The following is a 26,032-nucleotide window of genomic DNA, read 5'->3' on the forward strand; positions in this document are numbered from 1 at the left end:
CGCATCGCCTGCGACGCCGAGGTACTGCCGATCGTCCTCGACGGCGACAGCCTCCCACTGGACGTCGGCCGGGCAAAGCGAACCGCACCCACCCACATCCGCATCGCACTACTCCGACGCGACGGCGTCTGCGCGTTCCCCGGGTGTGATCGGCCGCCGGGAACACCCGAAGCGCACCACGTCGAGCACTGGGTCGACGGCGGCGCCACCGATCTGGACAACATGGTCATGCTCTGCGGTCACCACCACCGCACACTCCACAACCAGCGGTGGGAGATCGCCATGTGCGACGGGAGACCCGAGTTCATTCCACCGCCCACAGTGGACCCCAGACGAACACCAAGACCAGGCGGCAGAGCACTGCCTGCCCGGCACCGCGAGTACCTCCGGGAGCTCATCCCCGCGCCACGGGGCCCGGCGGGCGCGCCATGATGCTCAGGTGGGTGTGGTCGTGGTGAGGACGTCGGACGTAGGATGTTCGGGCAACGGTGGTGGCGCTTGATCGATGGAGGGCTTGATGGCGGGTGGCGGCAAGTTGCTTCAGGACAAGGTCGTCGACCTGATCCTGGAGTCCGGCCTGGGGCCGGGCGCTCCGCTGCCGAGCGAGCCGCAGCTGATGGCGCAGTTCGGCGCCAGTCGCAACTCCATCCGGGAGACGCTGCGGGCGTTGCACACCCTCGGCATCGTGGACATCCGGCACGGGTACGGGACCTTCGTCGGAGAAGCACCGGTGACAGCGCTGCTTCCTGGGTTGCTGTTCCGCGCTCGGCAGTCCGCTCGGCAGGACGCCTCCACGCTGGCCGACTTCCTCCAGCTGCGGCGCATCCTGGAGACCGCGTTGATCTCCGAGGTGCCCCATCGCGCCGATGACGAGCTGATCGGCGAGCTCGAATCGTGCATCGCCGAGATGCGCAGCGGCGACGTCGTCGAGGCTGATCGGCGGTTTCACCAGGCCCTGTACCGGCCGGTCGGCAACGAGATCGCGGTGCAGCTCATCGACCTGTTCTGGACCGTCTACCACCGCGTGGAGGCCGAGATCGATCCGCCTGAGGTGGTGCGCGACGAGATCGGCGACGAGCACCAGCGCATCGTCGACGCCATTCGCGCCGGTGATTGCGACGCGGCGGCCGAGGAGATGACCAGGCACTTCTCCGACATAGAGCGGCGTTCGCGGCGCTTCGTCGACGAGCAGCAGTAGCCCGCCGTGGAGCAACTAGACGACCTCGATCGCCGGATCGTGGCCGCCCTGCAGATCAACGGCCGGGCGAGTTGGACCGACATCGCGGGCGTGGTGGACACCTCGGTGACCACGGTGGCCCGGCGCGCGCAACAGCTGCTGTCCGACGGGATCGTGCGGATCACCGCGCTGACCAGGATGCAGCAGGGCGGTGACGGCGACCTGTTCCTGGTTCGGGTGTCCTGCGCGGCCGGGCAGCAGTTGGCGACGGCCGCCGCGCTAGCGGATCGTCCGGACGTGCGCTTCCTGGCGGTGCTGACCGGCGAACACGACCTGATCGTCGAGGTCCAGGTCCCGAACGGGGTCGGGCTGCATGCGCTGCTGGTAGAGGAACTGCAAGGCATCCCGTGGGTGCGGGACAGCGTCGCCGACCTCGTGCTGCACACCTACAAGATCGGGCAGGACTGGAGCCGCCAGCTCCTCGGCAGCGCCGGTGTGCTGTCCGAGCCGCGCACGATGCACCTGTGCGAAGACTCGCACCTCGACGAGCTCGACGGCCGGATCGTCGCGTTGCTGCACGAGAACGGTCGCGCCGGTTTTCAGACTCTTGCCAAGCGGCTCGGGGTCAACGAGAGCACCGTGCGGCGGCGCTGCGAGGCGCTCTTCCGCCGGGGTTGCGTCGAGACCATGACGCTCGTACCTGCTGCTGCGCTCGGGTACGAGGCCGAGGTCTTGCTGTTCGTGTCCGTCGAGCCTTCGAGGCTGGAAGCCGTTGCCGCGCGGCTTTCCGAGCATCGCGGCGTCCGGTTCGTCGCCGCCTTGCTGGGTCAGTACTCGCTGGTCTGCGAGGTGATCATGCCGACCACCGCGGACCTCTACCGCTTCGTCACCGGCACCCTCGGCCGCATCGATGGGGTCCGCAGCTGGCAGGCGAACGTGGAGGCGCTGACCGTCAAACGCGGCTTCGTCGTGGTGCCCTGGGCGCAGGCCGCGCTGGCGAAGGCCCGGAATACTGCTGCCGGCGCAGCGGATTAGGCCCGTCGATTCCGCTTATCAGGGTCCTACTGGCCACTCGACGGCGGAACCTTCGCCCTCGGGATCTCGCACCGGCGGGGTCAGGCGGGCGATGTGCTCGTCGATCAGTTCGTCCAGCTCCGCCAGGCGGGCGCGCAGCTCCTCGGTGCGGCGGCGCGACGCTCCCGGCAGCTGCGCCGCCAAGTGGCCGTACTCCGCGAGCACGCTGGGCAGGTCGCTGCCGTCCTGCTGCCTGGGGATGTGGTCCATGCCTTGATGGTGCGGTCCGTGGCGGGATTCGTCGATTCGATCAGGCGGCGTCGATACGTCGCCGCCGGGGCCCGCCGAGCCCGGATATGCTCGCCTGGGGTTCACCCGGTGTGATGATTTTTTGGGAAGGTTGAGGTGTGGAGATGACCGACACGGCCGCGCTGGAGCGGGCCCGGGCGCTGCTCGCCGAGCACCCGGTGATCGACGGCCACAACGACCTGCCCTGGGCGCTGCGTGAGAACGTCGGCTACGACCTGGATCGCTGCGACATCTCCCAGGACCAGTCGGCGCTGCTGCACACCGACCTGGCGCGGCTGCGGGCCGGCGGCGTCGGCGGCCAGTTCTGGTCGGTGTACGTCAAGGCCGAGTTCCAGGGTGACAAGGCGGTCAGCGCGACCATCGAGCAGATCGACTGCGTGCGCGCTCTCGCCGCGCGCTACCCGGAGCACCTGCAGCTGGCGAACACCGCCGACGAACTCGTGGCTGCCCGCGCTGCCGGCCGGATCGCCTCGCTGATGGGCGCCGAGGGCGGGCATTCCATCGCGTGCTCGCTGGCCACCCTGCGCGCCCTGTACGAACTGGGCGTCCGTTACCTCACGCTCACCCACAACGACAACGTGCCGTGGGCCGACTCGGCCACCGACGAACCGGCGGCGAACGGGCTGACGCGGTTCGGCGTCGAGGTGGTGCGCGAGATGAACCGGCTGGGCATGCTGGTCGACCTCTCGCACGTCGCCCCCGACACCATGCGGGACGCGCTGCGCGCCACCCGGGCCCCGGTGATCTTCTCGCACTCCTCGTCCCGGGCCGTCTGCGACCACCCGCGCAACATCCCCGACGACGTGCTGGCCGCGCTGCCCGCCAACGGCGGCGTTGCGATGGCGACCTTCGTGCCGAAGTTCGTGCTCCCGGCGGCGATCGAATGGAGCAAGCAGGCCGAGTCCGTCCTCGCCGAGCGGGGCCTCCACGCGCTGGACACGACGCCCGAGGCGATGGAGGCGCTGCGGGCCTACGAGGACGCCAACCCGCGGCCGGTCGCCACCGTCGCGACCGTGGCCGACCACCTCGACCACATGCGCGAGGTGGCGGGCATCGACCACATCGGCATCGGCGGCGACTACGACGGCGTCGCCTTCACCCCGCAGGGCCTGGACGACGTCGCGAGCTACCCGAACCTGATCGCGGAACTGCTGACCCGCGGCTGGTCCGAGGCCGACCTCGCCAAGCTCACCTGGCACAACGCCGTGCGCGTGCTCCGGGACGCGGAGGCCGTCGCCCGCGATCTCCAGCGCACCGAGCGCCCGTCGATCGCGACCATCGAGCAGCTGGACGGCACCGACGGTCTTCGTTAGACCATTGGGGCGGGACGGTGAGACATCTGTTGACCCGATGTCTCACCGTCGTTAGCTTCGGGGCGTCGGACACCCGCCCGAGACGAGGTGCTGCGAATGAGGCGTTTCGACCGGCTGGAGCGGATCCTCCAACTCGATCCCGACCGCGATTGCGAGGAGATCTACCGGCTGCTCGCCGAGTGCGAATTCCCCTGGGACATCACGAAAGCCCTGGAGTTCGCGCTGTTCCGCACCTACGCGGTGCCCAGCATCGGCCGCTTGCTCGACCGCACCGGCGAGTTCACGCACGCCGCGCAGAAGCGCTACGACGACACCGTGCTCATCCTGTTCGAGATCTTCCACTGGGGCACCGAGAGCGACCGCGGGCGGCAGGCGCTGGAGCAGCTCAACGCCATCCACGGCAGGTTCCGGATCAGCAACGAGGATTACGTCTACACCCTGTCGACGTTCGTCGTGACGCCCGTGCGCTGGATCGGCCAGTTCGGCTGGCGGAAGCTGCACCCGCGTGAGGTGCGGGCGCTGACCAACACGATGCGGCGGCTCGGTGAGGGCATGAAGCTCTCCGGCATTCCGGAGACCTACGCGGATTTCGAGCGGTTCTTCGACGACTACGAGCGCGAGCACTTCACGTTCGACGCGGGCGGACGCCGGGTCGCCGACGCGACGCTGGAGCTGTTCGGCGCCTGGTACCCGAGCCTGCTGTCGCCGGCCGTGGCGCGCGCGGCGCGGTTCCTGATGGAGCCGCACCTGCTGACCGCCTTCGGCTTCCCACAGGTCGCGGGCGTCGGCCGCAAGGCCGCCGAGGCGGCGCTGAAGGTGCGCGCCGGGCTGGTGCGGATGGGCCCGGCCCGGCCGGATTCCCGCCCGGTGGCCCCGGATCCGCTGTCCTATCCGGACGGTTACGAGATCGCCGACCTCGGACCGGACTCGTTCCACCGCTACCAGGCCAAACGCCGGGCGAAGCAGGCCTGCCCGGTGGCCACATGAAGCCTGACGCGCTGGAAGGTGCGCTGCGGCGCCCGTTCGCGGAACCGGCGAGCGATCGAGTGCTGGACGCGGCGCGGGAGGCGTTCGAGGACGTCGGCATCCAGCGGACGACGATGCGCGACATCGCCCGCCGCGCCGGGCTCGGGCGCGCCACGGTGTACCGCCGCTACCCGGACCGGGACGCGGTCGTGGCTGCCGTGCTGCTGCGGGAGGTCCGCGTCTTCCTCGCCTGGCTGGACGAGCGGATCGACCACATCGAGGATCCCGCCGAGCAGATCGCGGAGTGCTTCGTCGCGGTCGTCACCGGGCTGCGCGGGCATTCGCTGTTGAACCGGTTGCTGACGCTCGAACCGGCGGCGGCGCTGCCGGCGGTGACCGTGGACGCCGGTGCTGTTCTGGCCGTCGCCCGCGGCTACTTCGCGGCGAAGCTGCGCGAGCACCAGCAGGCCGGTCGGCTGCGGAGCTTCGATCCCGAGCCCGCCGCAGAGGTGTTCGTGCGGCTGGCGCACTCGATGCTGCTCAGCCCGCCCGGCTGCATCCCGGCGGACGACGACGCGCGGTCCCGCGCCTTCGCCCGCGCCCACCTGGTTCCCGTGGTCACCGGTTAGAGCAGCTTGATGTCGTCGATGAGCCAGCGGTCGTCGACCTGCACGAGGGTCATCTGCATGCGGTTGCGGTCGATGCGCGGCTGCGGCGTGTTGACGTTGGTGATCTGCTGGTCGACGAACAGCGCCACCACGGCGCGCTGCTGATCCGACTCGACGATGCCCGCCGACAGCACCGAGCCGTGAGAGACCGCCCGGTTCTGCTTGATCAGCTCGGTGAGCCCGGCGCTGATCTGCTTGTACTGCTCGGCGAACTGGCCGTGCGAGTTCGCGGTCACCGCGGCGAAGTTCCGGTCCAGTTCGTTGAAGTCGTAAGTGGACAGATCGGTGGCGTAGGTGCGGGCCGCCTCCAGCGCGCCGGAGCGGGCTTGTGCGGCCGAGTGTTCCTGGCGCAGCTGCCAGCCGAGATAGCCGATGGCGCCCAGGACCACTACGACCAGCGCGAGCACCGGTAGTGGCCTGCGGCGTCGTTGCGGCTTGGTTTCCCGTTCGGCTGCGGTGGCGGTGGCGGTCATCAGCGAACTCCTTGCAGCGGAATCGAATACCAGGGACCCGGGCGCGGCGCGTTGGCCGCGCCGCGCTGGCCGAAGTTCGGCTGGTCGGCGGGGCAGTGCCAGTCGAGCCCGGCCTCGCGGGGAGCCACTTCGGTGGGGGAGCGGCGTTCCTGCGGCGTGGCGCAGATCGGGCCCTGCGTGCCGACGAGGTAGAAGTCCGCGGTGTCGCCGTGCACCACGCCGCCCAGCCCGGACAGCCCGGCGGGCAGCGAGATGATCAGCTGCTCCAGCGCGGGCGCGCGGACGGCGACGATCTGGCTGGTGGTCACCAGGTTGCCCAGCAGGGCGGTGGCCGCCGGGTCGCTGCGCGCGAACAGGTCCGCGAGCTGTCTGGTGGCGCCCGGCGCGGTGTCCAGGATCTGGTTGATCGCCGGTTCGCTCTCCCGGATCTGATCGCTCAGCGAGCGCAGGCCCGCCGCCAGGTCGCGGATCCGATTGCCCCGCGCGCCGTCGGGGCCGACGAGCGTCCGCGTCCCGTCGACCACGCCTTGCAGCTGCGGCTGCCCTTCCCGCAACACCTTCAGCAGCGTCGCCGAGTCGTCCAGGATGCGGGCGAGTTCCGGGCCGGCGTCCTGCAGTCCGGTGGCCAGGGCGTCGGTGACCGTCGCGACGTCCTCCGGCCGCAGCTGCTCGCTGAGCTCGGTGAAGTGCACCAGCATGGTTTCCAGCGGCATCGGCCGTTCGGTCCGATCCCGCTCGATGACGCTCCCGTCGCGCAGGTAGGGGCCGGAGTCGTGTTCCGGTTGCAGGTCGACGGTCTGCAGCGCCAGCGGCGTGGCCATGCTGACCACCGCCCTGGTGTCGGCCGGAACCCTGGTGTCGGGATTCAGCGCCAGCCGCACCGAAACCCCGCCACCGCCCGGGTCGAGCCGCACGTCGGAGACGGTCCCGATCACCAAGCCCCGGTAGGTGACCTGGGAGGTCGGCGTGATCGACGCGCTGTCGGCCATCCGCATGGTGACCCGCATCGGCTCGCGCAGCGCCTGCGGGCCGGCCACGTTCGTGACCACGTAGTACGTGCACGCGATGCTGATCACCAGGAAGAGCGCGAGTTGCGCCAGGGTGAGGCGGCGGTTCATCGGGTGCCTCCTCGCAGGATCGCGCTCACGCCGCCCTGGCCGGGCGGTGGCATCGGGGCGCCGGGGGCGAGCAGTTGCACGACGGTGCCCGGCACGTCGAGCGTGCCGTTGAACAGCAGGTAGTCGCCGGGCGCTGCCTGCTGGAACAACCCGTAGAACCGGCGCAGCGACTGCACCGTGGTGCCGATGCTGCCGTCCAGGGCCTGCAGATCCGCCAGCACCGGCCGGAACTGCTCGACCTGCCGCGTCAGGGACTCGTCGGTCTGGTCCAGCAGGGCGGCGGTGGCGTTGCTCAGCGAAGCGGTGTCGTCCAGCAGCGCGGTGAACCGCTCGCGTTCCGCCAGCAGCGCGTCGATCGCGGGCCGGACCTGCGTCAGCGCCGCGTCCAGGACGGCCTGGTTCTCCGCCAGGTGCCGGGAGGTGGCGTGCACCGAATCGATCAGCCCGGTGAGCTCGTCGCGGTGCTGGTCCAGCGAGGTCAGGATGTGCTCCAGGCGGCCCAGCAGGTCCCGCGTCTGCTGTTCGCGGCCGGCGAGCGCGGTGTTGAGCTCGGTGACGATGGTCCGCGCCTGGTCCAGGCCGGAGCCGTTGAGCAGGGTGGCGACCGCGGCGAGCGCGTTCTCGACGTCCGGGCCGCGGGAGGTCCGCTCGATCGGGATGACCGATCCGTCGCCGAGCACCTCGTCGTCCGATGTGGACGGTGGTTGCAGGATGACGAACTCCTCGCCCAGCGGGGAGGCGAGCTCCAGGCGCGCGGTGGTGCCGGCGGGCAGCCTGACGTCCCGGTCGATGTCGAGCGTCACGACGGCGCGGAAGTCCGCGGTGCCGATGTCCGCCACCCGGCCCACCACGGCCTGCCCGATCCGCACCGCGCCGCCCATCGGCAGCCGCCCGGCGTCGGAGAACACCGCGGTGACCTGGTACCCGGAACCGCCGTCGCCGACCGGCAGGTTCTGCAGGCTCAGCCCGCACGAACTCGTCAGGAGCACCGCCGCGAGCACTGCGGGCGCGGACCGGTTCATCGGCCACCTCCGAGCAGCGCGCGCAGGGGTTCGACGTCCGGCGGGAACGGGACGGGGTTGGTGATGCCCGCTCCGGTGCACAGCGGCAGCGGCAGCCGGCGGCACAGCTGCGCGGTGGTGTCGAACTGGCTGAGGTTGGCGGAGATGTTCAGCCGCAGCCGGAGGCGTTCGTCCTCGGTGATCGCGCGGTCGAAGTTGTCCATCGCCAGCGGCATCGTGTCCAGCGTTTCGGCGAGTTCCTGCTGCCGGGCGGCCAGCGTGCCGGTGAGCTGCGCGAGCCGGCCGACGTCGCCGCCGAGCTGCTCGCCGTGCCGCCGCAGCAGGCCGTCGACGGCGACCAGCACGTTGGAGAGCTTGCCGATGGCGTCGCCGATCTCCTGCTGCTGCGCCTGGAAGTCCGCTCCCGCTTGCGCGGTCGAGGCGGCCAGCGACTCCACGGTGCCCCGGTGCTGGACGAGGACCTGCACGAGCCGGTCCAGGTTCTCCAGCAGCGCACCGAGATCGCCGCTGCCGCCGGCCAGCACCTCGCTGGCCCGCGAGACGTTGGTGATCGCGTCGCGGATCTGCGGGCCCTGCCCGTCCAGCGCCGCCGCGCTGCTGCGCAACAGGCGGTCGAGCACGCCGGGATCGCCACCGGACGGGCCGACGGCGCTCAGCAGCGCGTCCAGCGACTTCGCGAGCTGGTCGAAGCGGATGGGGGAGCGGGTGCGCTCCACCGGGATCACCGCGCCGTCGGCCAGCCGGGGCCCGCCGGTGTAGGCGGGGCCGAGCTCGACGTAGCGGTCGCTGATGATCGCCGGGCTCATGATGTAGGCCCGCGCGTCGGCGGGCAGCGCGATGTCCGCGGGCATGCTCATCCGCACTCGCACCGTCGCGCCCTGCGGCTGCACCGACTCGACCCGGCCGACCTCGACGCCGAGGATCGCGACGCGGTTGCCGGGGAAGATGCCGTCCGCGAGGGCGAAATCGGCGGAGATCTCCAGATCGGCGCGGGGCGCCAGCACGCCGAACCAGCCGCCGGTGATCAGCGCGACCAGCACGACGCACGCGATCAGCGTTCTGCGGCTCATCGGCACCCCTTGAACAGCCCGGCGGCGCACAGCACGTTGTCCGGCACCGGGCCCAGCGGCGCGGTGACCTCGCCCCACGGGCCATTGCCGGTGGCGTTGGTCAGGTAGCGGCTGGCCGGGCCGAGCCGGCGCAGGCTCTCGTCGATGGCCTGGTCGTTGCGCGCCAGCGAGTCGGTCAGCGCGTGCAGGTCCGCCAGCAGCGGATCGAGGACGTCCCGGTTCTCCCGGAACAACCGGTCCAGTTGATCGGTGATGGTGTGCACGTCGGTGATGAGCTGGCGGATGACGGTGCGGCGCTGTTGCAGCGCGTCGACGATCAGCTGCGCGTCGCCGAGCAACGCCACCAGCGTGTCCTGCTGCTCGACCAGCGTCGTGGTCAGCATTTGCGTGCCGCGCAGCAGTTCCTGCACCTGCGCGCCGCGCTCCCCGACGATCGCCGATGCGGCCGCGATGCCGCCCAGCGCGTCGCCGAGCAGCCGCGGGTCGTCCGGCGACACCTCGTCGAGGGTGTCGATCATGGCGCGCAGCTGCGGGAGGTCCAGGCCCTCGGCGGTGGACTTCGCGGTCGACTGGAGTTCGTCGAGGCTGTAAGGCACCGAGGTGTGCGACAGCGCGATGGTGTCGCCGGGCGAGAGGCGGCCGGGACCGGCGGAATCCACGCTCAGGTAACGGGTTCCGAGCACCGTGCGCAGCTTGATCGCGGCGCGGGTGTCGCGGCCCAGGGCGTGCGCGTCGTCGAGCCGGAACGACACGCGCACCCGGTCCCCGGCCAGCGCCACCTCGGTCACCCGGCCCGCGGGCACCCCGGCGACCATGACCTGCGTGCCCACCGAGAGCCCGGCGGCGTTGCCGAACTCCGCGTGGAACTCGTTGGTGCGCACCAGGAACAGCACGCGCGGCACGGCGATCGAACCGGCCAGCAGGAGCAGCACCACGACCGCGCCGATCGCGCCGTTGACCAGCACCTTCCTCATCGGCACACCTCCGTGTGCGGGCCCGCGCCGAGTTCGACGGGATCACCGGCGACGTAGACGCTGAGGTTGCAGAGGTAGACGTTCGCCCAGGATCCATAGCTGGTGGTGCGGTTGAGGGTGCCGAGGAAAGCGGGCATCTCTTGCACGGCGCCGTCGATCTGCTGCTGGTTGCGCACCAGCATCGCGCTGATCTCCTGCACCGAACGCACATCGCGCGACAGGCCGGGCCCGAGATCGCCGAGCAGCTCCGCCAGCGAGCGCGCCACCGCCGAACCGCTGTCGATGGCGGCCGTGATCTGCTCGCGGCTGGCGGCGGTCTCCGAGGCCAGTCGGGCCAGCCCGTCGACGAGGCCGCGCAGTTCGTCGCGCCGCTGATTCATGGTGCCCAGCACGGCGTTGAGGTTGTCGATGACCTCGCCGATGACCTCGTCGCGACCGGCGATGGTGGCGGTCAGCGAGACGATGCGCGACAGCAGCGCGTTGGCGGTGGCGCCTTCGCCCTGGAAGACCGCGACGATCTCGGCCGCCAGCTGGTTGACCTGCCCCGGTTCCAGGGCCTCGAACAGTGGCTTGAACCCGTTGAACAGCGCGGTGAGGTCCAGCGCCGGCCGGGTGCGTTCGACCGGGATCGTCGCGCCGGCCGGCAGCGGCGGCCCGCCCTGGCCGGGGGTGAGCGAGAGCGCGCGGGCGCCGGTGAGGTCCGCGTAGCGGACGACGGCCAGCCCCGAGGCGGGAATCCGCTGGTCGGCGGCCACGTCGAAGGACACCTGCGCGAGGCCGTCGCGGGCGGTCACCTCGGCGACCTCGCCGACCCGCACCCCGGCGACGGTCACGGCGCTGCCCGGCTGCAGGCCCGTCACGTCGGTGAACACCGCGTGGTAGGTGACCGATGGTCCGGTCATCGGATCGGTCAGGGTGTTCACCACGACCACGCCGGAGAACACGGACGCGGTGACGAAAGCGGCGAGCCGGATCAGGGCGGAGCGGGCTGGTTTCACGGCGTGACGACCTCCGATCCGCGCACCACCGGGCCCAGCAGCAGGCCCAGCACGTCGGGCGACGGCGGGGCCACCGCTGGCGGGACGGGCAGCAGCGGCGCCAGCTGCCGCATCGCGTCGAGCTCCTGCGGGCCGCCCACCGGCCCGATCGGCCCGCGAGGCTGCTCCGCGCCGCAGTTCGGCCCGGCCAGCCCGGGGTAGCGGGGGCAGTCCGCGGACGAGTACGGGTACGGGCGGTCCAGGGTGCCGGACATGCGGATCTTCAGGAATCCGGTGGAAAAGGCGCGATTCGCGCCGTCGAGGAACGTGTCCAGGCCGCCGACCCCGTCGCGCACCGCGTCCGGATACCGGCCGACGACCTCGGCGATCGGGTCGGTGGCGCGCACGATGCGGATGATGCGCTGCGCGTTCTCGTCGACGAACCGCTGCGACCGGTCGGTGAACGCGAGCCCAGCGCCGAGCAGGTCGCCGATCGCCTGCTTGCGCTGCACGATCGTGCCCGACAACGCGACCGCGTTGTCCAACGCGCGCACCGCATCCGGTGTCGCGGCGGCGATGTCCGCACCGAGCGCGGAGATCACGCCCACGTCCTCGCCGAGGTCGTCGAACGGCGGTCCCGCGGTCAGCCGCGCGGCGTCGTCGAGCACGCCGCCCAGCTGGGCGCCCCTGCCGCGCAGCGCTTCGGCGAGCGCCGACAACGCCACCTGGAGCCGGGCCGGTTGCAGGGAATCGACCAGCTCGTAGAGGCGGGAGTACGCGTGGTAGAGCTGCATCGTCGGGCGGGAGTCGTCCGCGGGGACCTCCGCCCCGGCCGCCAGCGCGGTGCCACTGGTCGATTCGGGGGCGACGAGATCCAGGTACTGGTCGCCGAAGACGGTGCGCGGCATCAGCCGCACCCGGACATCGCCCGGGATGGCGGCCAGTTCGCCGGGATCCAGCCGCAGCGTCAGCCGCGAACCGCCGGAGCCGGGCTCCGCACCGGCTAGCCGCCCGACCCGGACACCGCGGTACTGCACCGGTGTTTCCGGCCGGATCAGCCCGGCGGCGGCGGGCAGCACCGTGGTGACCTCGGGATCCGACCGGAACATCCCGGCGCCGCCGAGCACCGTCGCGGTCGCGGCGATGAAAAGCACGAGCAGCGCGACGAATCCGCGCACGGCCAGCGCCGTTCGGCGTTGCGCTGCTGATCGTCGCCGCCCGGCCACCGCTACATCCCCAATGCCGGCAGCGTCGGGCGCACTCCCCAGAACGCGATGCTCAGCAGCACGTCGGCGACCGTGATGGCGACGATGCTGGTGCGCAGCGCGCGCCCGGCGGCCTTCCCGACGCCCTCCGGGCCACCGGCGGCGTAATAGCCGTACGCGCAGTGCACCAGCGTCACGACGACCGCGAAAGCCACGGCCTTGAGCAGCGAGAACAGCACGTCCTCCGGTGTCAGGACGAGGCGGAAGTAGTAGTTGTAGGTGCCTTCGGAAACGCCGTTGATGGACACGACCGCGACCCCGGTGGCCAGGTAGGAGGCGAACAACCCCACCAAGTACAGCGGAATGACCGACAGGAATGCCGCCACCATCCGGGTGCTGACCAGGTACGGCAGCGACCGCACCGACATCGCCTCCAGCGCGTCGATCTCCTCGGCGATGCGCATCGCGCCGAGCTGCGCGGTGAAGCCGGTGCCGACCTTCGCGGCGAGCGCGATGCTGGCCACCAGCGGAGCGATCTCCCGGGTGTTCACCAGCGCCGCGGCCAACCCGGTCATGGGGGACAGGCCCAGCAGCTCCAGGCCGCGGTGCCCCTCCAGGCCGACTTGCGTGCTGGAGACGAACGACATCGCGAACACCACGCCGATGGTGCCGCCGGCCAGCAGCGACGCCGACCCCAGGCTGATCTCGCCGACCAGCCGGGCGACGTCGCGCCGGTACCGGCGCAGCACGTGCGGGATCGCCGCGATCGCCCGGAGGTAGCAGGTGAAGTGCAGCCCCACCGCGGCGAGAACGTCCACGATGGAGCTCAGCCGGGGCGGCGCCATCAGTACTCCCCCTTGGCGGGGACGAGCACCGGGTACAGCTCGGTGATCACCGTGTTCGCGACGAAGACCAGGATGAACGAGATCACCACGGCCTCGTTGACCGCCGTGCCGACGCCGCCCGGGCCGCCCTTGGCGGTCAGTCCCTTGAAGCAGGACACCAGCGCGGTGAGTACCGCGAACACGGCGGCCTTCAGCAGTGCGACGACGAAGTCCGGCACCCGGGAGAACTGCGTGAGGGTGCGCAGGAACGCGCCCGGCGCGTCGCCGAGCACCCACACCTGGAACAGGAACGTGGTGGCGATCCCGACGAGCAGCACGATGCAGGCCAGCAGCGCGTTGACCACGGCCGCGGCCACCACGCGCGGCACCACCAGGCGTTCGATGACCGGCAGCGCCATGACCTCCAGGGCGTCGACCTCCTCGCGGATCTTGCGGGCGCCCAGGTCGGAGCACATCGCCGAACCGCCGACGCCGGAGATCATCAGGGCGCAGATCAGCGGGGCGGCCTGGCCGACGATCACGAACGCCACCACTGCGCCGCCGTAGCCCTGCGCGCCGAGCTGCCCGGCCAGCGAGCCGACGTTCAGCGCGACCACGACGCCCAGCGGGATGGTCACCAGCAGCGCGGGCAGCGTGGTGACGGCGGCCAGGAACCAGGCCTGCTGCAGGAATTCCGTCCAGCTGAACCGGGCGCGGCGCACCGACCGGAAGGCGGCCGCGGCGGTGCGCACGGCGAAGTCGAGCAGCAGCCCGGTCTGCAGGAGAGCGTCGCTGATCGGGCCTCGGACGGTGGGCAACCCCCGGTACATCCCGCGCTCCCTCCCCGTGGGGATGGTTCAGGACATCGAACGAGCGTGCGGCTTCGTCGTTACGCGTGCTGCCAGGCTGATCTCGAAGAGTGCGATCAACGCTGTGGGGTTGCCGCCCCGATGTCAATGCTCGCCACCCGAATGCCGGTAGGCGCCGAAACCGCCCGCGCGAGCATGATCAACCGGGGCCCGGAACACGCACTGTCCACTGTGGTCTCTAGGGCTCTGGTCGAGTTGCTTGAGCGGCGATCTTGAGTCCTATGTGGATCGGCACTGTCAGGTGTCGAACAGCATTACGAATCACGGGAAAACGGATCGCGCGTTGCTCGCCCTGCGGTGCCGCTGAGGTGCTCATACGATGCCGTGTGCGCCTCCTGCGTCGGCGAATGGGGGGAGGACCGATGGTCTTGTCGCTGCCTGATGGCGCGGTGACCGGCGGGGATTCCGAACACGCGGACGGGATGCCACGTTCGGGTGATTTTCCGCGCAGTGCCGCGGTGCTCGCCCGGATGCGGTCGGAGAACTTCCCGGTCGCCTCCCGGATCCTGCCGCGCGGGCTGCGGCAACACCTGCACGCGCTGTACGGATTCTTCCGGCTGGTCGACTACGCCGGGGACGAGGCGCCGGGCAACCGCGCCGCGCTGCTGGACTTCCTGGAAGTCGATCTCAAGCGCGCCTACCACGCGTCGGCCCGGATCCCGATGCTGCGGGCGCTGACGCCCACGGTTGCCGAGTGTGCCATCCCGTACGACGTGCTGGTCAAGTTGATCGACGCCAACCGGCAGGACCAGCGCGTGCGGCGCTACCGCACCTTCACCGAGCTGCTCGACTACTGCGCGCTGTCGGCGAACCCGGTGGGCGAAGCGGTGCTGCACGTCTTCGGGCGCGCCGAGCCCGCGCTGATCACGCTGTCGGACCGGGTGTGCAGCGCGCTGCAGGTCCTGGAGCACTGCCAGGACATCGCCGAGGACTACCGGCAGGACCGGGTGTACCTGCCGACCGAGGACATGCACCGCTTCGGCTGCCAGGAGCAGGACCTGCTCGCCGACCGCGCCTCGACGCGGCTGTGCGGGCTGATCAGGTACGAGGTGGACCGCGCACGCCGGATGCTCGAAGCGGGCGCACCGCTGGTCGGCGAGCTGTCCGGGATGGCCCGGGTCGCGGTCGCCGGCTACGTCGCGGGCGGGCGAGCCACCGCGGCCGCGTTCTTCGCGGCGAAGCACGACCCGCTGCGCGTGGACGTGCGGCCGGGACGGTGGCGCACGTTCGCCGAATGGGGGCGGTTGTACGTGTTGGGAGGCTCTTGGTGACCGATTGGGCCCGGATTCGGGACGCCTACCTGGAGTGCGAGCGGATCACCCGGGAACAGGCGCGGAACTTCTCCTACGGGATCCGCCTGCTGCCCGGGCCGAAGCGGCGGGCGCTGTCGGCGGTCTACGCCTTCGCCCGCCGCGTCGACGACATCGGCGACGGCGACCTGCCGAGGGACGAGAAGCTGCGGCGGCTCAAGGAGGCCCGCCGAGCCGTCCACGCGGCGAGCACCGACGCCGCCGACCCGGTGCTGGTGGCGCTCGCGGACTCCGCCGCGCGCCTGCCGGTGCCGCTGGCGGCCTTCGACGAGCTCATCGACGGCTGCGAGGCCGACGTCCGCGGCGTGCGGTACGGCACCTTCGAAGAGCTGCTGCACTACTGCCGGTGCGTGGCGGGCTCGATCGGGCGGCTGTCGCTGGGCGTGTTCGGCACCATCGACCCCGCCATCGCGGAGGCGCGCGCGGACGCCCTCGGCGTCGCCCTGCAGCTGACCAACATCCTGCGCGACGTCCGCGAGGACCAGCTGTCCGGCCGGGTCTACCTGCCTGCCGACGACCTGGCGCGGTTCGGCGTCCGGCTGGAGCCGGGCAACGGCGCGGTCGAGGACCCGCAGCGGTGGGACGGGCTGATCCGCTTCCAGGCCGCTCGCGCCGAGCAGTGGTATGTCGAGGGGCTCCGCCTGCTGCCCATGCTCGACCGGCGCAGCCGGGCGTGCTGCGCGTCGATGGCCGGCATCTACCACGAGCTGCTGGCGCGCATCGCCGCCGACCCGCGCGCCGCGCTGGAGCAGCGGACCTCCCTGTCCGGCTGGCGGAAGGCGGGCGTCGCGGCGCGGTCGCTGGCGGGGATGGCGCCGTGAACCGGGGGCAGGTGGTGGTGGTCGGCGGCGGGCTGGCCGGCGTGACTGCGGCGCTGCGCTGCGCCGAACTGGGCTTCGAGGTCCGGCTGCTGGAGGCGCGGTCGAGGCTGGGCGGCGCGACCTACTCCTTCGTGCGCGGCGAGCTCGTGGTGGACACCGGGCAGCACGTGTTCCTGCGCTGCTACACGGCCTACCGCGGCCTGCTGCGGCGGCTCGGCGTGGCCGACTCGATCAGCATGCAACCCCAGTTCCGCGTCCCGGTCCTGAGCCCCGTCGGCCGGCCTGCGGTGCTGCGCCGCTGGAACCTTCCGGCCCCGGCGCACCTGGCCCCGTCGCTGCTGGACTACCGGATGCTGACGGTGGCGGAGCGCGCGCGGGTGGCGCGAACCGCGCTGGCGCTGCGGCGGCTCGATCCGGACGATCCCGCGCTGGACGACATCAGCCTCGGGCAGTGGCTGCGGCAGCGCGGCGAATCCCCGCGCGCCGTCGACGCTCTGTGGGGTCTGCTGGCGGTGGCGGCGCTCAACGCCGAGCCGGGGGACGCGTCGATGGCCCTGGCGACGAAGGTCTTCCGCACCGGCGTGCTGGATTCCACCGACAGCGCCGACATCGCGATCCCGCAGGTGCCGCTCGGGCAGTTGCACGGCGACGCGGCGCATCGCGCGCTGCTGGCGGCAGGAGTCGACGTCCGGGTCCGCTGCAAGGCGCGCACGATCCACCGCTCGGGCACGGGTTTCCGCATTCCGGTGCGGGATGGCGTCGGCGACTCGGTGCTGACCGCGGACTCGGTAGTCGTCGCCGTGCCGCACCGCGCGGCGGCGCCGCTCGTGGCGGACCTGCCTGTGCCGGGTGTGGCGGAGTGGGGGCGGTTGTCGGCGGCGCCGATCGTCAACGTGCACGTGCTCTACGACCGCCCGGTCACCGGGCTGGAGATGGCCGCGGTACTGGATTCGCCGCTGCAGTGGGTCTTCGACCGGACGGCCATCGCCGGCGCGACTCGCGGGCAGTACCTGGCCATCTCGCTGTCCGCCGCGCAGGAGCACATCCACGCCCGCACCGAGGACCTCCACGACCTGTTCGTCCCCGCGCTGCGGCAGGTCTTCCCGCACGCCCGCGACGCGCAGATCCTCGACTTCTTCGTCACCCGCGAACCCAACGCGACCTTCCGGCAGGCACCCGGCACCGCCGCGATCCGGCCCCCGGCCCGCACGCCGGTGCCCGGCCTGGTGCTCGCCGGGGCGTGGACCGCCACCGGATGGCCCGACACGACGGAGGGAGCGGTGCTCAGCGGCACGCACGCCGCCGAGGTAGTGGATCTCGACCAGCGATCGCAACGCGGCGTGGAGGTGACCGCATGACGACCGTCCTGCCACCAGCCCTGCACACGGCCAAGGAGGCGGTGGATCCGGCGCTGCGCGCCGCGGTTGCCCGGCTCGACCCGGACACCGGCCAGGTGTGCGAGTACCACTTTGGCTGGGGCAACGCGGACGGCACCCCGGACGGCGGTGGCGGCAAGGCCCTCCGGCCGGCGATGGTGCTGCTGTCCGCGCGCACCGTCGCCGCGGAGGATCCGGTGGTGGCGGCGGCCGCGGTCGAACTCGTGCACAACTTCTCCCTGCTGCACGACGACGTGATGGACGGCGACACCTCCCGCCGCCACCGGCCGACCGCCTGGACCGTCTTCGGGAAGCCGGCCGCGCTGCTGGCCGGCGACGCGCTCCTCGCGCTGTCCACCGAGATCCTGCTGGAGTCGCCGTCGCGGCATGCGGCGGCGGCCGCCCGGTCGCTGACCACCGCGACCCGCACCCTGATCGCGGGCCAGGCCGCCGACCTGGACTTCGAGCGCCGCGCGGCGGTGGGGCTCGACGAATGCCTGCGGATGGCGCACGACAAGACGGCCGCGCTGCTCGCGTGCGCGTCCTCCATCGGCGCCCTTTTCGTTGGCGCGCCGAGGCAAACCGTGACCCGGCTGCACGCCTTCGGCACCGAGCTGGGGATGGCGTTCCAGCTCGTCGACGACCTCCTCGGGCTTTGGGGAGACCCCGAGGTCACCGGCAAGCCGGTGCTCTCCGACCTGCGCACCCGCAAGAAGTCGGTGCCGGTTGTGCACGCGCTGAGCTCTGGGACCGCGGCCGGTGACCGCCTGCGCCGGCTGTACGCGCAGGCCGAACCGCTCACCGAGGACCAGCTGCACGAGGCCGCCGAAATGGTGCAGCGCGCCGGTTCGGCGGACTGGACTCGCCTGGAGTGCCAACGGCGGCTGGCCGCCGCCTACGAGCGGCTGCCCGACGGGCAGCGCACCGCGACCGAATCCCTGACCGAGCTGGCCGAATTCATCGTGCGGAGGAAGCTTTGACCGATCAGTTGCAGCAGGCCGCCCGCGCGGTCCCCACCGCGCGGGCGGACGCCCGGACCGCGCTGGCCGCCGCCCGCGACCACCTGCTCTCGCTGCAGCACCCCGACGGCTGGTGGAAGGGCGAGCTGCAGACCAACGTGACGATGGACGTCGAGGACCTGCTGCTGCGGCAGTTCCTCGGCATCCGCACCGCCGGCGAGACCGAGCAGGCCGCCCGCTGGATCCGCTCTCAGCAGCGCGCCGACGGCACCTGGGCGAACTTCCACGGCGGCCCCGGCGACCTGTCCACCACGGTGGAGGCCTACGCCGCCCTCAAGCTCGCCGGTGACGACGTGGCCGCCGACCACATGGTGGCGGCGCGCGGCTGGATCCTGTCGCGGGGCGGCCTGGAGGCCACCCGGGTGTTCACCCGGATCTGGTTGGCGCTGTTCGGCGAGTGGTCCTGGGACGAACTGCCCGAGATGCCCCCGGAGCTCGTGCTGCTGCCCAAGTGGTTCCCGCTGAACGTGGCGGACTGGGGCTGCTGGGCGCGGCAGACCGTGGTCCCGCTGACGGTGGTGTGCACGCTGCGGCCGCGCCGGGATCTCGGCATCACCGTGGGCGAACTGCGCACCGGCCGGGCCGCCGAACGGGTCCGTCCGCAGTGGTCGTGGAAGTACGCCTTCCACTCCCTGGACCGGATTCTGCACCGCTACCACCGGAGACCGGTCAAGGCGCTGCGCGAGCACGCGATGCTGCGCGCGGCGGAGTGGATCGTGGCCCGGCAGGAGGCCGACGGTTCCTGGGGCGGGATCCAGCCGCCGTGGGTGTACTCGCTGCTGGCGCTGCACCTGCTCGGCTACCCGCTGGACCACCCGGTGCTGCGGCAGAGTCTGGCCGGGCTGGACCGCTTCCTGGTCCACGAGCAGACCCCGGCCGGTCCGGTGCGGCGGCTGGAGGCGTGCCAGTCGCCGGTGTGGGACACCGTGCTCGGCATGCAGGCGCTGCGCGACGCGGGGGTGCCCGGCGACCACCCGTCGATGCTCCGGGCCACGGACTTCCTGCTGGCGGAGGAGATCCGGGTCAAGGGCGACTGGTCGGTGCGCCGCCCGGACCTGCCACCCGGCGGCGGCTGGGCGTTCGAGTTCGACAACGACGGCTACCCGGACATCGACGACACCGCCGAGGTGCTGCTCGCGCTGAACCGGGTGGACCACCCGGACCGGGCGGCGGTGCACGGCGCGATGCAGCGCGGTGTCCGCTGGTTGCGCGGCATGCAATCCGCCGACGGCGGCTGGGGCGCCTTCGACGCCGACAACACCCGCGAGCTGGTGCGCAAGCTGCCGTTCTGCGACTTCGGCGAGGTCATCGACCCGCCATCGGCCGACGTGACCGCGCACGTGGTGGAGGCGCTGGCCGTGCTGGGCCACGACGACGCGGTGCTGCGGCGGGGCGTTCGGTGGCTGCTGGACAACCAGGAGGCGGACGGCTCCTGGTTCGGGCGCTGGGGCGCCAACCACGTCTACGGCACCGGCGCCGTGGTTCCGGCGCTGGTGCGGGCCGGGCTCGCCCCCGGAGACCGCGCGCTGCGCCGGGCGGTGCGGTGGCTGGAGGACCACCAGAACGCCGACGGCGGCTGGGGCGAGGACCTGCGCTCCTACGCCGATCCGGAGTGGATCGGCCGGGGCGATTCCACGGCGTCGCAGACCGGGTGGGCGCTGCTGGCGCTGCTGGCGGTCGGGCGGCACGACACCGACGCGGTGCGCCGCGGCGTGCAGTACCTGGCGCGCACCCAGCGAGCCGACGGCGGCTGGGACGAGCCGCAGTTCACCGGCACCGGGTTCCCCGGCGACTTCTACATCAACTACCACCTGTACCGGGTGATCTTCCCGCTCACCGCGCTCGGGCGGTACCACGCGACCGGGAGCTAGCGATGCGACTGCTGATCTGCGCTCCGATGGGTCTCGAGGCCCAGGCCCTGCGGGCGGCCCTGGGCCGGCATGCGGTGCGCCGCACGGGACGGGGCCCGCGTCGCAGCGCCCGCGCCGCCGCCGCGCTGGCTGGGGCCGACTTCGACGTGCTGGTCGTCGCCGGGCTGGCAGGCGGCCTCGCCGCCGAGGTCAGCAGCGGCGACGTGATCGTGGCCGACGAGCTCCGCGGGCGAAACGGCACCGTGCGCTGCCCGGCGGCGGCGTCGTTGGCGGCGCACCTGCGCCGCGCCGGATTCCCGGTGCACTGCGGCCCGATCGCCACGGCCGATCACGTGGTGCGCGGTGCCCGGCGCGGCGAGCTCGCCCGCACCGGGGCGCTCGCCGTCGACATGGAGTCCGCGGTGCTGGCCCAAGCCGCCGGCGGGCGGCCGTTCGGCGTCGTGCGCGTCGTGGTCGACACCGCGCGGCAGCCGTTGCTCCGGCCCGGCACGCCGAGCCGGGCGCTGACCGCGCTCGCCCGGTTGCACGCCATCGGCTCGTGCCTGCCGCGCTGGGGCCGGGCCGTCCTGCCGGAGAACCGATTCGTCGCACCCGAGGAGGTGTCCTGATGGGCATTCCGATGCGCCAGGCCATCCGCGTCGGCGCCTACCTGGTGAAGCAGAAGCTCGCGCGCCGCGAGAAGTTCGCCCTGACCCTGGAGCTGGAGCCGCTGTTCGCCTGCAACCTGGCCTGCGCGGGCTGCGGCAAGATCCAGCACCCGGCGAGCACGCTCAAGCAGCGGATGCCGGTCGCGCAGGCCATCGCGGCGGTGGAGGAGTGCGGCGCGCCGGTGGTGTCCATCGCGGGCGGCGAGCCGCTGATGCACCCCGAGATCGAGGTGATCGTCGACGAGCTGGTCAAGCGCAAGAAGTTCGTCTACCTGTGCACCAACGCGCTGCTGCTGCCGCGCAAGATCGACAAGTTCCGGCCGTCGCCGTACTTCGCGTGGGCCGTGCACATCGACGGCCTGGAGGAGCGGCACGACGCCTCGGTGTGCAAGCAGGGCGTGTTCGCGCAGGCGGTGGACAACGTCAAGGAGGTCCAGCGGCGCGGGTTCCGGGTCACGACCAACTCGACCTTCTTCACCTCCGACACACCGCAGTCGGTGATCGAGGTGCTGGAGTACCTCAACAACGACCTCCGGGTCGACCAGATGATGCTGTCGCCGGCCTACGCCTACGACAAGGCACCCGACCAGGAGCACTTCCTCGGCGTCACCGAGACCCGCGAGCTGTTCCGGAAGGTCTTCGCCGACGGGCGGCGCAAGAAGTGGCGGTTCAACCACTCGCCGCTGTTCCTGGACTTCCTGGAGGGCAAGGTCGACTTCCAGTGCACGGCCTGGGCCATCCCGTCCTACTCGCTGTACGGCTGGCAGCGGCCGTGCTACCTGATGAGCGACGGCTACGTGGGCAGTTACCAGGAGCTGCTGGCCGACACCGACTGGTCCGCCTACGGCCGCGGCCGCGACCCGCGCTGCGCAAACTGCATGGCGCACTGCGGCTACGAACCGACCGCCGTGCTGGCGACGATGGGCTCGCTGCGCGAGTCGATCCGCGCCGTGCGCGGCTGAATCAGCCGAACCGCCGGGCGAGGCGGTGGAACGTGCCCGGCAGCGCACCCTGCAGCCGGGCGGGCGCGATGAGCCACCTGGGGACGAACACCTCCGCGTCGCCGCGCTCCACGCCGCGCACCAGCGCCTCGGCCACCTCCCGCGGGCCGACCATGCGCGGGAAGCGGCGGTCGTAGCGGCGGCCGGCGAAGAAGGGCGTGCGGACGGCGCCGGGGAAGACCGTGGTCACGCCGATGCCGTCCTGGTGGCGCAGGCCCGCGGCGAAGGCCCGCAGGCCCGCCTTGGTCGCCGAGTAGACCTCCTCGCCGGCCACTCCCACCACCGCGATCGAGGCGACGAACGCGACGTGCCCGCGCCGCCGCCGCAGCTGCGGGAGCGCCGCGCGGGTCAGCAGCATCGGCGCGGTCAGGTTCACGGCCGCGAGCGCGGCGATCCGCTCCGCCGGCATCGAATCCAGGTCGCCCGCCCAGCCGATGCCCGCGCTGTGCACCAGCAGATCGGCCTCGCGGGCGGCCGCGGCGACCCGGTCGAGCCCGGCCGGATCGGTCAGGTCGGCGGGCAGCGGTTGGCCGCCGGTGCGCCCGGCGACCTCGGCCAGCCGGCGCTCGTCGCGGCCGACCAGCACGACCCGGCAGCCGCGCGAGCCGAGCTCCGCGGCGGTCGCCGCGCCGATGCCCGAGGACGCGCCCGTGACCAGCGCGGTCCGCCCGCGCACCGGCAGCCCCGCGGGCCGGGTCAGCCCCACGTCGAATCCCCGGTGCCGCGGTCGTCCTGGTCCATCGCGCGGCGCAGCTGCTCGCCCCGGCGGGTCAGCACCACGATGCCGCCGATGATCATCACGACGGCGATGATCTCGCCGGCCAGGATCGTGGGGGAGGACTCGATCCGCTCGCCCAGCCAGTTCACCCCGATCGCGGCCGCCACCAGCGGATCCACGGTGGTGATCACGGCCAGCGCGGGTGACATCAGCCGCCCCCGCTGGAAGGTCTGCTGGCTCAGCAGGAAGCCCATCGGCCCGATCACGCACACCGCGTACAGCGTCCAGTGCTGGAACGGCTCGGCCAGGCCGCCGCTGCGGAACTGCCCGGCCACGACCTTGATCAGCCCGGCGGTCACCCCGTACAGCACGCCGGTGGCCACGGCCATGCCGATCACCCCGACCTCGCCGGGCAACCAGCGGGCGGCCACCAGCGCCAGCACCACCAGCAGCCCGAGCGCCAGCGCGAGCGGCAGGATCGACGCGCCGGTGAACTCGGTGCCCTGCCCGGACGGGCGGCCCAGCACGAGGAAGGCGGACAGCCCGCCGACGCAGGCCAGGCCGCCCAGCGCCAGCACCAGGTCCATCTTGCGGTGTGCCAGCAGTGCCGCGAAGCCCGCGCCGAAGAGCACCGAGGTCACCAGCAACGGCTGCACCAGCACCAGCGGGCCGAAGGCCAGCGCCACCACCTGCAGCGACAGCCCGATGAGCACGGTCCCGATGCTGAGCACCCAGATCGGCTTGCGGACGAGGTCGAACAGCATGCGGGGGCTCAGCGTGCGCACCTCGGGAACCTGCTTGGTGACGCGGTGCTGGATCGCGCTGGCCAGCCCGAAGCTGGCCGCGCCGACCACCGCCGCCGGAACGGCGATGACCAGCACCGTGCCCTGCGTGCTCACCGCCGCGCTCCCCGCAGGTCGGCGAAGGCGTCGCGGAGGTGTCCGGCGATTGCGACGGCCCGCGGGGCAAGCCCCGTGTCGGTGGTGATCCCGATGCCGAACCGGTCGCCCCAGCCGATCACGCCGACCGCCACGCCCACGCCGTCGGCCAGGGACAGCACCGGCACCACGCCCGCGATCCGCAGCGGGCCGATGTGGGCGGGCCGCCGCTGCCCGGGCAGCACGGAAACGACGGCGTTGAAGAAGCGACGCTGGTAGATCTGCCGCACGACCCAAGCGTGCAGCGGCGCGGGCAGAACGCCGAGGGCGGCGAGCACGGCTCCGGCCGCGGCGGGCTGGCCGGCGCGATCCGGCTTGGCGACCTCGGCGGCGACCTCGGCGACGCGGCGGGCCGACGACATGGGCCCGACCGGCAGGTCGATCGACATCGAGGCGGTGTGGTTGCCGGGCGCGCTCGTGCCCGCACCGCCGCGCGCGGTTCGGACGGTGCGCGGCACCATGACCCGGAACCGCTGGCCCGGAGTGGTGTCGCCGAGCGTGCGGTGCAGTGCCTCGGCCACCACGCTGAGCAGGAACGCGGTGCTGCTCACTCCGTGCGACCGTGCGCTGGCGCGCACGTCGGCGGCCGGGAGCTCGACGTCGGCGAACGACCGGTTCGGCGTGCTGCGCCCCACCAGCCGGCTGGCCGGCGCGGGTCCGGCACCGGCCAGGCTCACCAGGCCGCGCAAGACCTTCGCGGCGCGGCGGTACCACGGTTGGCTGCCGGAGCTCGGCGAAGTCGTCGGCTGCGGGCCGTCGGCCAGCAGCCGCAGCAGGGTGCTGGTGACCGCGACACCGTCGCCGAGCGCGTGGTGCATCTTCGCGAGCAGCTGGACTCGGCCGGTGTGGATGTCGTTGAGCAGCAGCAGTTCCCACGGCTGCCGGTCGGTGCGCACCGGAGTGCCGAAGAACTCCTCGACGACCGGAGCCGCGGGCTCGCGCAGCTCACGGCACCGGAGGTGATCCCCGGCGTTCACCTCGCCGTCGTGAGTCCACTGTGGCCGTCGTCCGCGACGCAGTGCCAGGCGTCGGGTCAGCATCGGCAATCCCCGCGCGCGCTGGTCGATTCGGTGGCTTACCTCCTCACAGCATTCCTGTGTGGACAGTTGAGGTCCGTCCAGGTGCAGGATCGCGCCGGTCTGCTGCGAGACGGCGGGAGTCGTGGCGTACACGAAGAAGGCGTCCTGCGGGCGCAGCGGGCGGCGGCCGTGGTGGTGGGGGAGCCGTGCCAGCACGGCCACCTGGTCGGTGAAGTCCGCGGCCTGGCTGTGCTTGAGCGCTCGGTCTTCCCGCTGCGCGAGCAGGTGCGGCTCGGCGGCCCACCGGCGCAGCGTCGCGGTCAGGTCGCGCTCGCGCGGGCACAGCTCGGCCAGCTCCGCATCGGCCATCAGCTCGGCGTTCGCGCGCCCGTGCCCGGCGATCGGCTCGAACATCGCCACGGCCCGCCCACAGGCGAGCGCTTCCAGCGCCGTGGCACCGCCCGCGTTGGTCACCACGACGTCGGCGGCGGCGAGCAGGCCGGGCATCTCATCCACCCAGCCCAGCGCGACGATCCTGTCGTCCGCGCGCGCGGCGAAGCGCCGCCGCAAGGTCTCGTTGCGCCCGCAGATCACGACGACGCGGTCGACGCCGGCCCGGAGCGCGGCGTCCGCCGCACGCTCGACGGAACCGAAACCGAGGGAGCCGCACGAGATCAGCACCGTGAAACCGGTCTCCGGCAACCCGAACGATCGCCGCGCCGCGACCCGGTCCGCGGGCCGGAACGCCGACACCACCGGCGGCACGCAGACCGCACCCACGGCGTCCGGTTCGGCTCGCCGCATCGCCCGCAGGCTCGCGTCGCTCATCACGTAGTGCAGGTCGGCCTCGGGGTAGACCCAGAACGGGTGCGGCGAGAAGTCCGAGACCACCGCGGCCACCGGCACGGAGAGCCCGCCCCGGCGGCGCAGCCAGTTGAGCCCGGCGGTGCCCAGCGGGTAGGTCGAGACGATCAGATCCGGCTCGTGCGAGGCGATGGCGCGGCGCAGTCGCAGTCCGCTCCAGGCGCCGACGAACCGGCGGGAGGCGTTGGCGAACCAGCGGTAGCGCCACAGCGAGTCGTAGAAGAAGTCGTAGAGCCACGGAGTGGACTCGACGTTGGTGACGTAGATCCAGTTGAACGCCGCGGGCACCCACCGGCCCATCGAACGCAGGGCGTCCAGCCAGGACACCTCGCACTCCGGCCACGCCCGCCGGGCCGCCTCCTCGACGGCCCTGGCGGTCGCATTGTGCCCCTCGCCGATGGTGGCGCTGATCAGTAGCACTCGACGCGGCTGGACGGTCACCAGGCTCGATCCTTTCGCCCGACCCGTG

26 protein-coding genes are annotated in these 26,032 nt (G+C 72.2%); 13 read left to right on the forward strand and 13 right to left on the reverse strand.

Features of this window, described 5'->3' with window-relative positions; all coding sequences use genetic code 11:
- The 3 genes from BLW84_RS33990 to BLW84_RS34000 form a co-directional block, all read left to right on the forward strand.
- Positions 1-432: HNH endonuclease signature motif containing protein (locus tag BLW84_RS33990; protein WP_143061193.1), on the forward strand; the 432-nt coding region annotated here is incomplete at its 5' end.
- A gap of 85 nt (positions 433-517) precedes the next feature.
- Positions 518-1,198 (forward strand): FadR/GntR family transcriptional regulator, encoded by a 681-nt coding sequence (locus tag BLW84_RS33995; RefSeq protein ID WP_093274164.1) that lies wholly within the window; start codon positions 518-520, stop codon positions 1,196-1,198.
- 6 nt (positions 1,199-1,204) lie between these two features.
- Positions 1,205-2,212 carry an Lrp/AsnC family transcriptional regulator gene (locus BLW84_RS34000; protein ID WP_093274016.1) on the forward strand — a complete coding sequence of 336 codons (1,008 nt, stop codon included), beginning with the start codon at positions 1,205-1,207 and terminating at the stop codon, positions 2,210-2,212.
- An 18-nt stretch (positions 2,213-2,230) separates the two neighbouring features.
- Here BLW84_RS34000 and BLW84_RS34005 read toward each other — a convergent pair whose 3' ends face one another.
- Entirely contained in the window at positions 2,231-2,461 is a 231-nt protein-coding gene (locus BLW84_RS34005) for a hypothetical protein (protein WP_093274018.1), read from the reverse strand.
- Positions 2,462-2,604: 143 nt separating this feature from the next.
- Between BLW84_RS34005 and BLW84_RS34010 the strand changes: the two genes are divergently transcribed.
- From BLW84_RS34010 to BLW84_RS34020, 3 genes are all read left to right on the forward strand, one after another.
- Complete coding sequence (locus tag BLW84_RS34010; protein ID WP_093274167.1) at positions 2,605-3,813, forward strand: dipeptidase; 1,209 nt, start codon at positions 2,605-2,607, stop codon at positions 3,811-3,813.
- A 96-nt stretch (positions 3,814-3,909) separates the two neighbouring features.
- Positions 3,910-4,800: an oxygenase MpaB family protein gene (locus BLW84_RS34015; RefSeq protein ID WP_093274020.1), complete on the forward strand. Its 891-nt coding sequence runs from the start codon at positions 3,910-3,912 to the stop codon at positions 4,798-4,800.
- Positions 4,797-5,408 carry a TetR/AcrR family transcriptional regulator gene (locus BLW84_RS34020; protein ID WP_093274022.1) on the forward strand — a complete coding sequence of 204 codons (612 nt, stop codon included), beginning with the start codon at positions 4,797-4,799 and terminating at the stop codon, positions 5,406-5,408. Before BLW84_RS34015 ends, BLW84_RS34020 begins: the two co-directional genes overlap by 4 nt.
- Here the strand turns inward: BLW84_RS34020 and BLW84_RS34025 are convergent.
- Genes BLW84_RS34025 through BLW84_RS34065 form a run of 9 tightly spaced genes read right to left on the reverse strand, consistent with a single transcriptional unit; the run spans position 5,405 to position 13,940 of the window.
- Entirely contained in the window at positions 5,405-5,920 is a 516-nt protein-coding gene (locus tag BLW84_RS34025) for a hypothetical protein (protein WP_093274024.1), read from the reverse strand. The two genes, BLW84_RS34020 and BLW84_RS34025, sit on opposite strands and share 4 nt — an antisense overlap.
- A complete protein-coding gene (locus BLW84_RS34030) occupies positions 5,920-7,038 on the reverse strand; it encodes an MlaD family protein (RefSeq protein WP_093274026.1) in 1,119 nt (372 codons plus the stop codon). The genes BLW84_RS34025 and BLW84_RS34030 overlap by 1 nt, the downstream gene beginning before the upstream one ends.
- Entirely contained in the window at positions 7,035-8,060 is a 1,026-nt protein-coding gene (locus tag BLW84_RS34035) for an MCE family protein (protein ID WP_093274027.1), read from the reverse strand. The genes BLW84_RS34030 and BLW84_RS34035 overlap by 4 nt, the downstream gene beginning before the upstream one ends.
- Positions 8,057-9,130: an MCE family protein gene (locus BLW84_RS34040; protein WP_093274170.1), complete on the reverse strand. Its 1,074-nt coding sequence runs from the start codon at positions 9,128-9,130 to the stop codon at positions 8,057-8,059. The genes BLW84_RS34035 and BLW84_RS34040 overlap by 4 nt, the downstream gene beginning before the upstream one ends.
- Positions 9,127-10,104, reverse strand: coding sequence for an MCE family protein (locus tag BLW84_RS34045; RefSeq protein ID WP_245761574.1), 978 nt, complete (start codon positions 10,102-10,104; stop codon positions 9,127-9,129). Before BLW84_RS34045 ends, BLW84_RS34040 begins: the two co-directional genes overlap by 4 nt.
- Positions 10,101-11,102, reverse strand: coding sequence for an MCE family protein (locus BLW84_RS34050; RefSeq protein ID WP_093274030.1), 1,002 nt, complete (start codon positions 11,100-11,102; stop codon positions 10,101-10,103). Before BLW84_RS34050 ends, BLW84_RS34045 begins: the two co-directional genes overlap by 4 nt.
- Positions 11,099-12,307 carry an MCE family protein gene (locus tag BLW84_RS34055; RefSeq protein ID WP_245761575.1) on the reverse strand — a complete coding sequence of 403 codons (1,209 nt, stop codon included), beginning with the start codon at positions 12,305-12,307 and terminating at the stop codon, positions 11,099-11,101. Before BLW84_RS34055 ends, BLW84_RS34050 begins: the two co-directional genes overlap by 4 nt.
- 2 nt (positions 12,308-12,309) lie before the next feature.
- Positions 12,310-13,131 carry an MlaE family ABC transporter permease gene (locus tag BLW84_RS34060; protein ID WP_093274031.1) on the reverse strand — a complete coding sequence of 274 codons (822 nt, stop codon included), beginning with the start codon at positions 13,129-13,131 and terminating at the stop codon, positions 12,310-12,312.
- Complete coding sequence (locus BLW84_RS34065; protein ID WP_093274034.1) at positions 13,131-13,940, reverse strand: MlaE family ABC transporter permease; 810 nt, start codon at positions 13,938-13,940, stop codon at positions 13,131-13,133. Before BLW84_RS34065 ends, BLW84_RS34060 begins: the two co-directional genes overlap by 1 nt.
- 401 nt (positions 13,941-14,341) lie before the next feature.
- On the opposite strand from BLW84_RS34065, the gene hpnC reads away from it, so the two are divergent.
- From hpnC to hpnH, 7 genes are read left to right on the forward strand one after another with little or no spacing between them, the layout of a single operon-like run.
- Complete coding sequence (hpnC, locus tag BLW84_RS34070) at positions 14,342-15,250, forward strand: squalene synthase HpnC (protein ID WP_093274037.1); 909 nt, start codon at positions 14,342-14,344, stop codon at positions 15,248-15,250.
- The gene (hpnD, locus tag BLW84_RS34075) at positions 15,247-16,110 is read left to right on the forward strand and encodes a presqualene diphosphate synthase HpnD (protein ID WP_245761576.1); all 864 of its coding nucleotides are present in this window, start codon (positions 15,247-15,249) and stop codon (positions 16,108-16,110) included. The genes hpnC and hpnD overlap by 4 nt, the downstream gene beginning before the upstream one ends.
- Positions 16,107-17,468, forward strand: a complete 1,362-nt coding sequence (gene hpnE, locus BLW84_RS34080; RefSeq protein WP_245761577.1) for a hydroxysqualene dehydroxylase HpnE — start codon at positions 16,107-16,109, stop codon at positions 17,466-17,468. Before hpnD ends, hpnE begins: the two co-directional genes overlap by 4 nt.
- Entirely contained in the window at positions 17,465-18,466 is a 1,002-nt protein-coding gene (locus BLW84_RS34085; RefSeq protein WP_093274041.1) for a polyprenyl synthetase family protein, read from the forward strand. Before hpnE ends, BLW84_RS34085 begins: the two co-directional genes overlap by 4 nt.
- Entirely contained in the window at positions 18,463-20,376 is a 1,914-nt protein-coding gene (gene shc / locus BLW84_RS34090) for a squalene--hopene cyclase (protein ID WP_425441799.1), read from the forward strand. Before BLW84_RS34085 ends, shc begins: the two co-directional genes overlap by 4 nt.
- A 2-nt stretch (positions 20,377-20,378) precedes the next feature.
- Positions 20,379-20,984 carry a phosphorylase family protein gene (locus tag BLW84_RS34095; protein WP_093274043.1) on the forward strand — a complete coding sequence of 202 codons (606 nt, stop codon included), beginning with the start codon at positions 20,379-20,381 and terminating at the stop codon, positions 20,982-20,984.
- Entirely contained in the window at positions 20,984-21,985 is a 1,002-nt protein-coding gene (hpnH, locus tag BLW84_RS34100; RefSeq protein WP_093274046.1) for an adenosyl-hopene transferase HpnH, read from the forward strand. The genes BLW84_RS34095 and hpnH overlap by 1 nt, the downstream gene beginning before the upstream one ends.
- Before the next feature lies 1 nt (position 21,986).
- On the opposite strand, the gene BLW84_RS34105 is transcribed toward hpnH, so the two are convergent.
- The 3 genes from BLW84_RS34105 to BLW84_RS34115 are packed head-to-tail and all read right to left on the reverse strand — an operon-like array spanning position 21,987 to position 26,004.
- Positions 21,987-22,730 carry an SDR family NAD(P)-dependent oxidoreductase gene (locus BLW84_RS34105; protein WP_245761578.1) on the reverse strand — a complete coding sequence of 248 codons (744 nt, stop codon included), beginning with the start codon at positions 22,728-22,730 and terminating at the stop codon, positions 21,987-21,989.
- Positions 22,721-23,641 carry a DMT family transporter gene (locus BLW84_RS34110; protein ID WP_093274047.1) on the reverse strand — a complete coding sequence of 307 codons (921 nt, stop codon included), beginning with the start codon at positions 23,639-23,641 and terminating at the stop codon, positions 22,721-22,723. The genes BLW84_RS34105 and BLW84_RS34110 overlap by 10 nt, the downstream gene beginning before the upstream one ends.
- On the reverse strand, positions 23,638-26,004 hold the full coding sequence (locus tag BLW84_RS34115; RefSeq protein WP_093274050.1) for a wax ester/triacylglycerol synthase domain-containing protein: 2,367 nt from the start codon (positions 26,002-26,004) through the stop codon (positions 23,638-23,640). The genes BLW84_RS34110 and BLW84_RS34115 overlap by 4 nt, the downstream gene beginning before the upstream one ends.
- Positions 26,005-26,032 lie beyond the last annotated feature (28 nt).

This window comes from Saccharopolyspora shandongensis (assembly GCF_900106995.1).
GTDB lineage: Bacteria > Actinomycetota > Actinomycetes > Mycobacteriales > Pseudonocardiaceae > Saccharopolyspora > Saccharopolyspora shandongensis.

Excerpts from the sequence above, each read along its gene's own strand:
- BLW84_RS33995 (WP_093274164.1), top strand. The coding sequence starts at position 518 with ATGGCGGGTGGCGGCAAGTTGCTTCAGGACAAGGTCGTCGACCTGATC.
- BLW84_RS34005 (WP_093274018.1), bottom strand. The coding sequence starts at position 2,461 with ATGGACCACATCCCCAGGCAGCAGGACGGCAGCGACCTGCCCAGCGTG.
- BLW84_RS34010 (WP_093274167.1), top strand. The coding sequence starts at position 2,605 with ATGACCGACACGGCCGCGCTGGAGCGGGCCCGGGCGCTGCTCGCCGAG.
- BLW84_RS34015 (WP_093274020.1), top strand. The coding sequence starts at position 3,910 with ATGAGGCGTTTCGACCGGCTGGAGCGGATCCTCCAACTCGATCCCGAC.
- BLW84_RS34020 (WP_093274022.1), top strand. The coding sequence starts at position 4,797 with ATGAAGCCTGACGCGCTGGAAGGTGCGCTGCGGCGCCCGTTCGCGGAA.
- BLW84_RS34025 (WP_093274024.1), bottom strand. The coding sequence starts at position 5,920 with ATGACCGCCACCGCCACCGCAGCCGAACGGGAAACCAAGCCGCAACGA.
- BLW84_RS34030 (WP_093274026.1), bottom strand. The coding sequence starts at position 7,038 with ATGAACCGCCGCCTCACCCTGGCGCAACTCGCGCTCTTCCTGGTGATC.
- BLW84_RS34035 (WP_093274027.1), bottom strand. The coding sequence starts at position 8,060 with ATGAACCGGTCCGCGCCCGCAGTGCTCGCGGCGGTGCTCCTGACGAGT.
- BLW84_RS34040 (WP_093274170.1), bottom strand. The coding sequence starts at position 9,130 with ATGAGCCGCAGAACGCTGATCGCGTGCGTCGTGCTGGTCGCGCTGATC.
- BLW84_RS34045 (WP_245761574.1), bottom strand. The coding sequence starts at position 10,104 with ATGAGGAAGGTGCTGGTCAACGGCGCGATCGGCGCGGTCGTGGTGCTG.
- BLW84_RS34060 (WP_093274031.1), bottom strand. The coding sequence starts at position 13,131 with ATGGCGCCGCCCCGGCTGAGCTCCATCGTGGACGTTCTCGCCGCGGTG.
- BLW84_RS34065 (WP_093274034.1), bottom strand. The coding sequence starts at position 13,940 with ATGTACCGGGGGTTGCCCACCGTCCGAGGCCCGATCAGCGACGCTCTC.
- hpnC (WP_093274037.1), top strand. The coding sequence starts at position 14,342 with ATGGTCTTGTCGCTGCCTGATGGCGCGGTGACCGGCGGGGATTCCGAA.
- BLW84_RS34085 (WP_093274041.1), top strand. The coding sequence starts at position 17,465 with ATGACGACCGTCCTGCCACCAGCCCTGCACACGGCCAAGGAGGCGGTG.
- BLW84_RS34095 (WP_093274043.1), top strand. The coding sequence starts at position 20,379 with ATGCGACTGCTGATCTGCGCTCCGATGGGTCTCGAGGCCCAGGCCCTG.
- hpnH (WP_093274046.1), top strand. The coding sequence starts at position 20,984 with ATGGGCATTCCGATGCGCCAGGCCATCCGCGTCGGCGCCTACCTGGTG.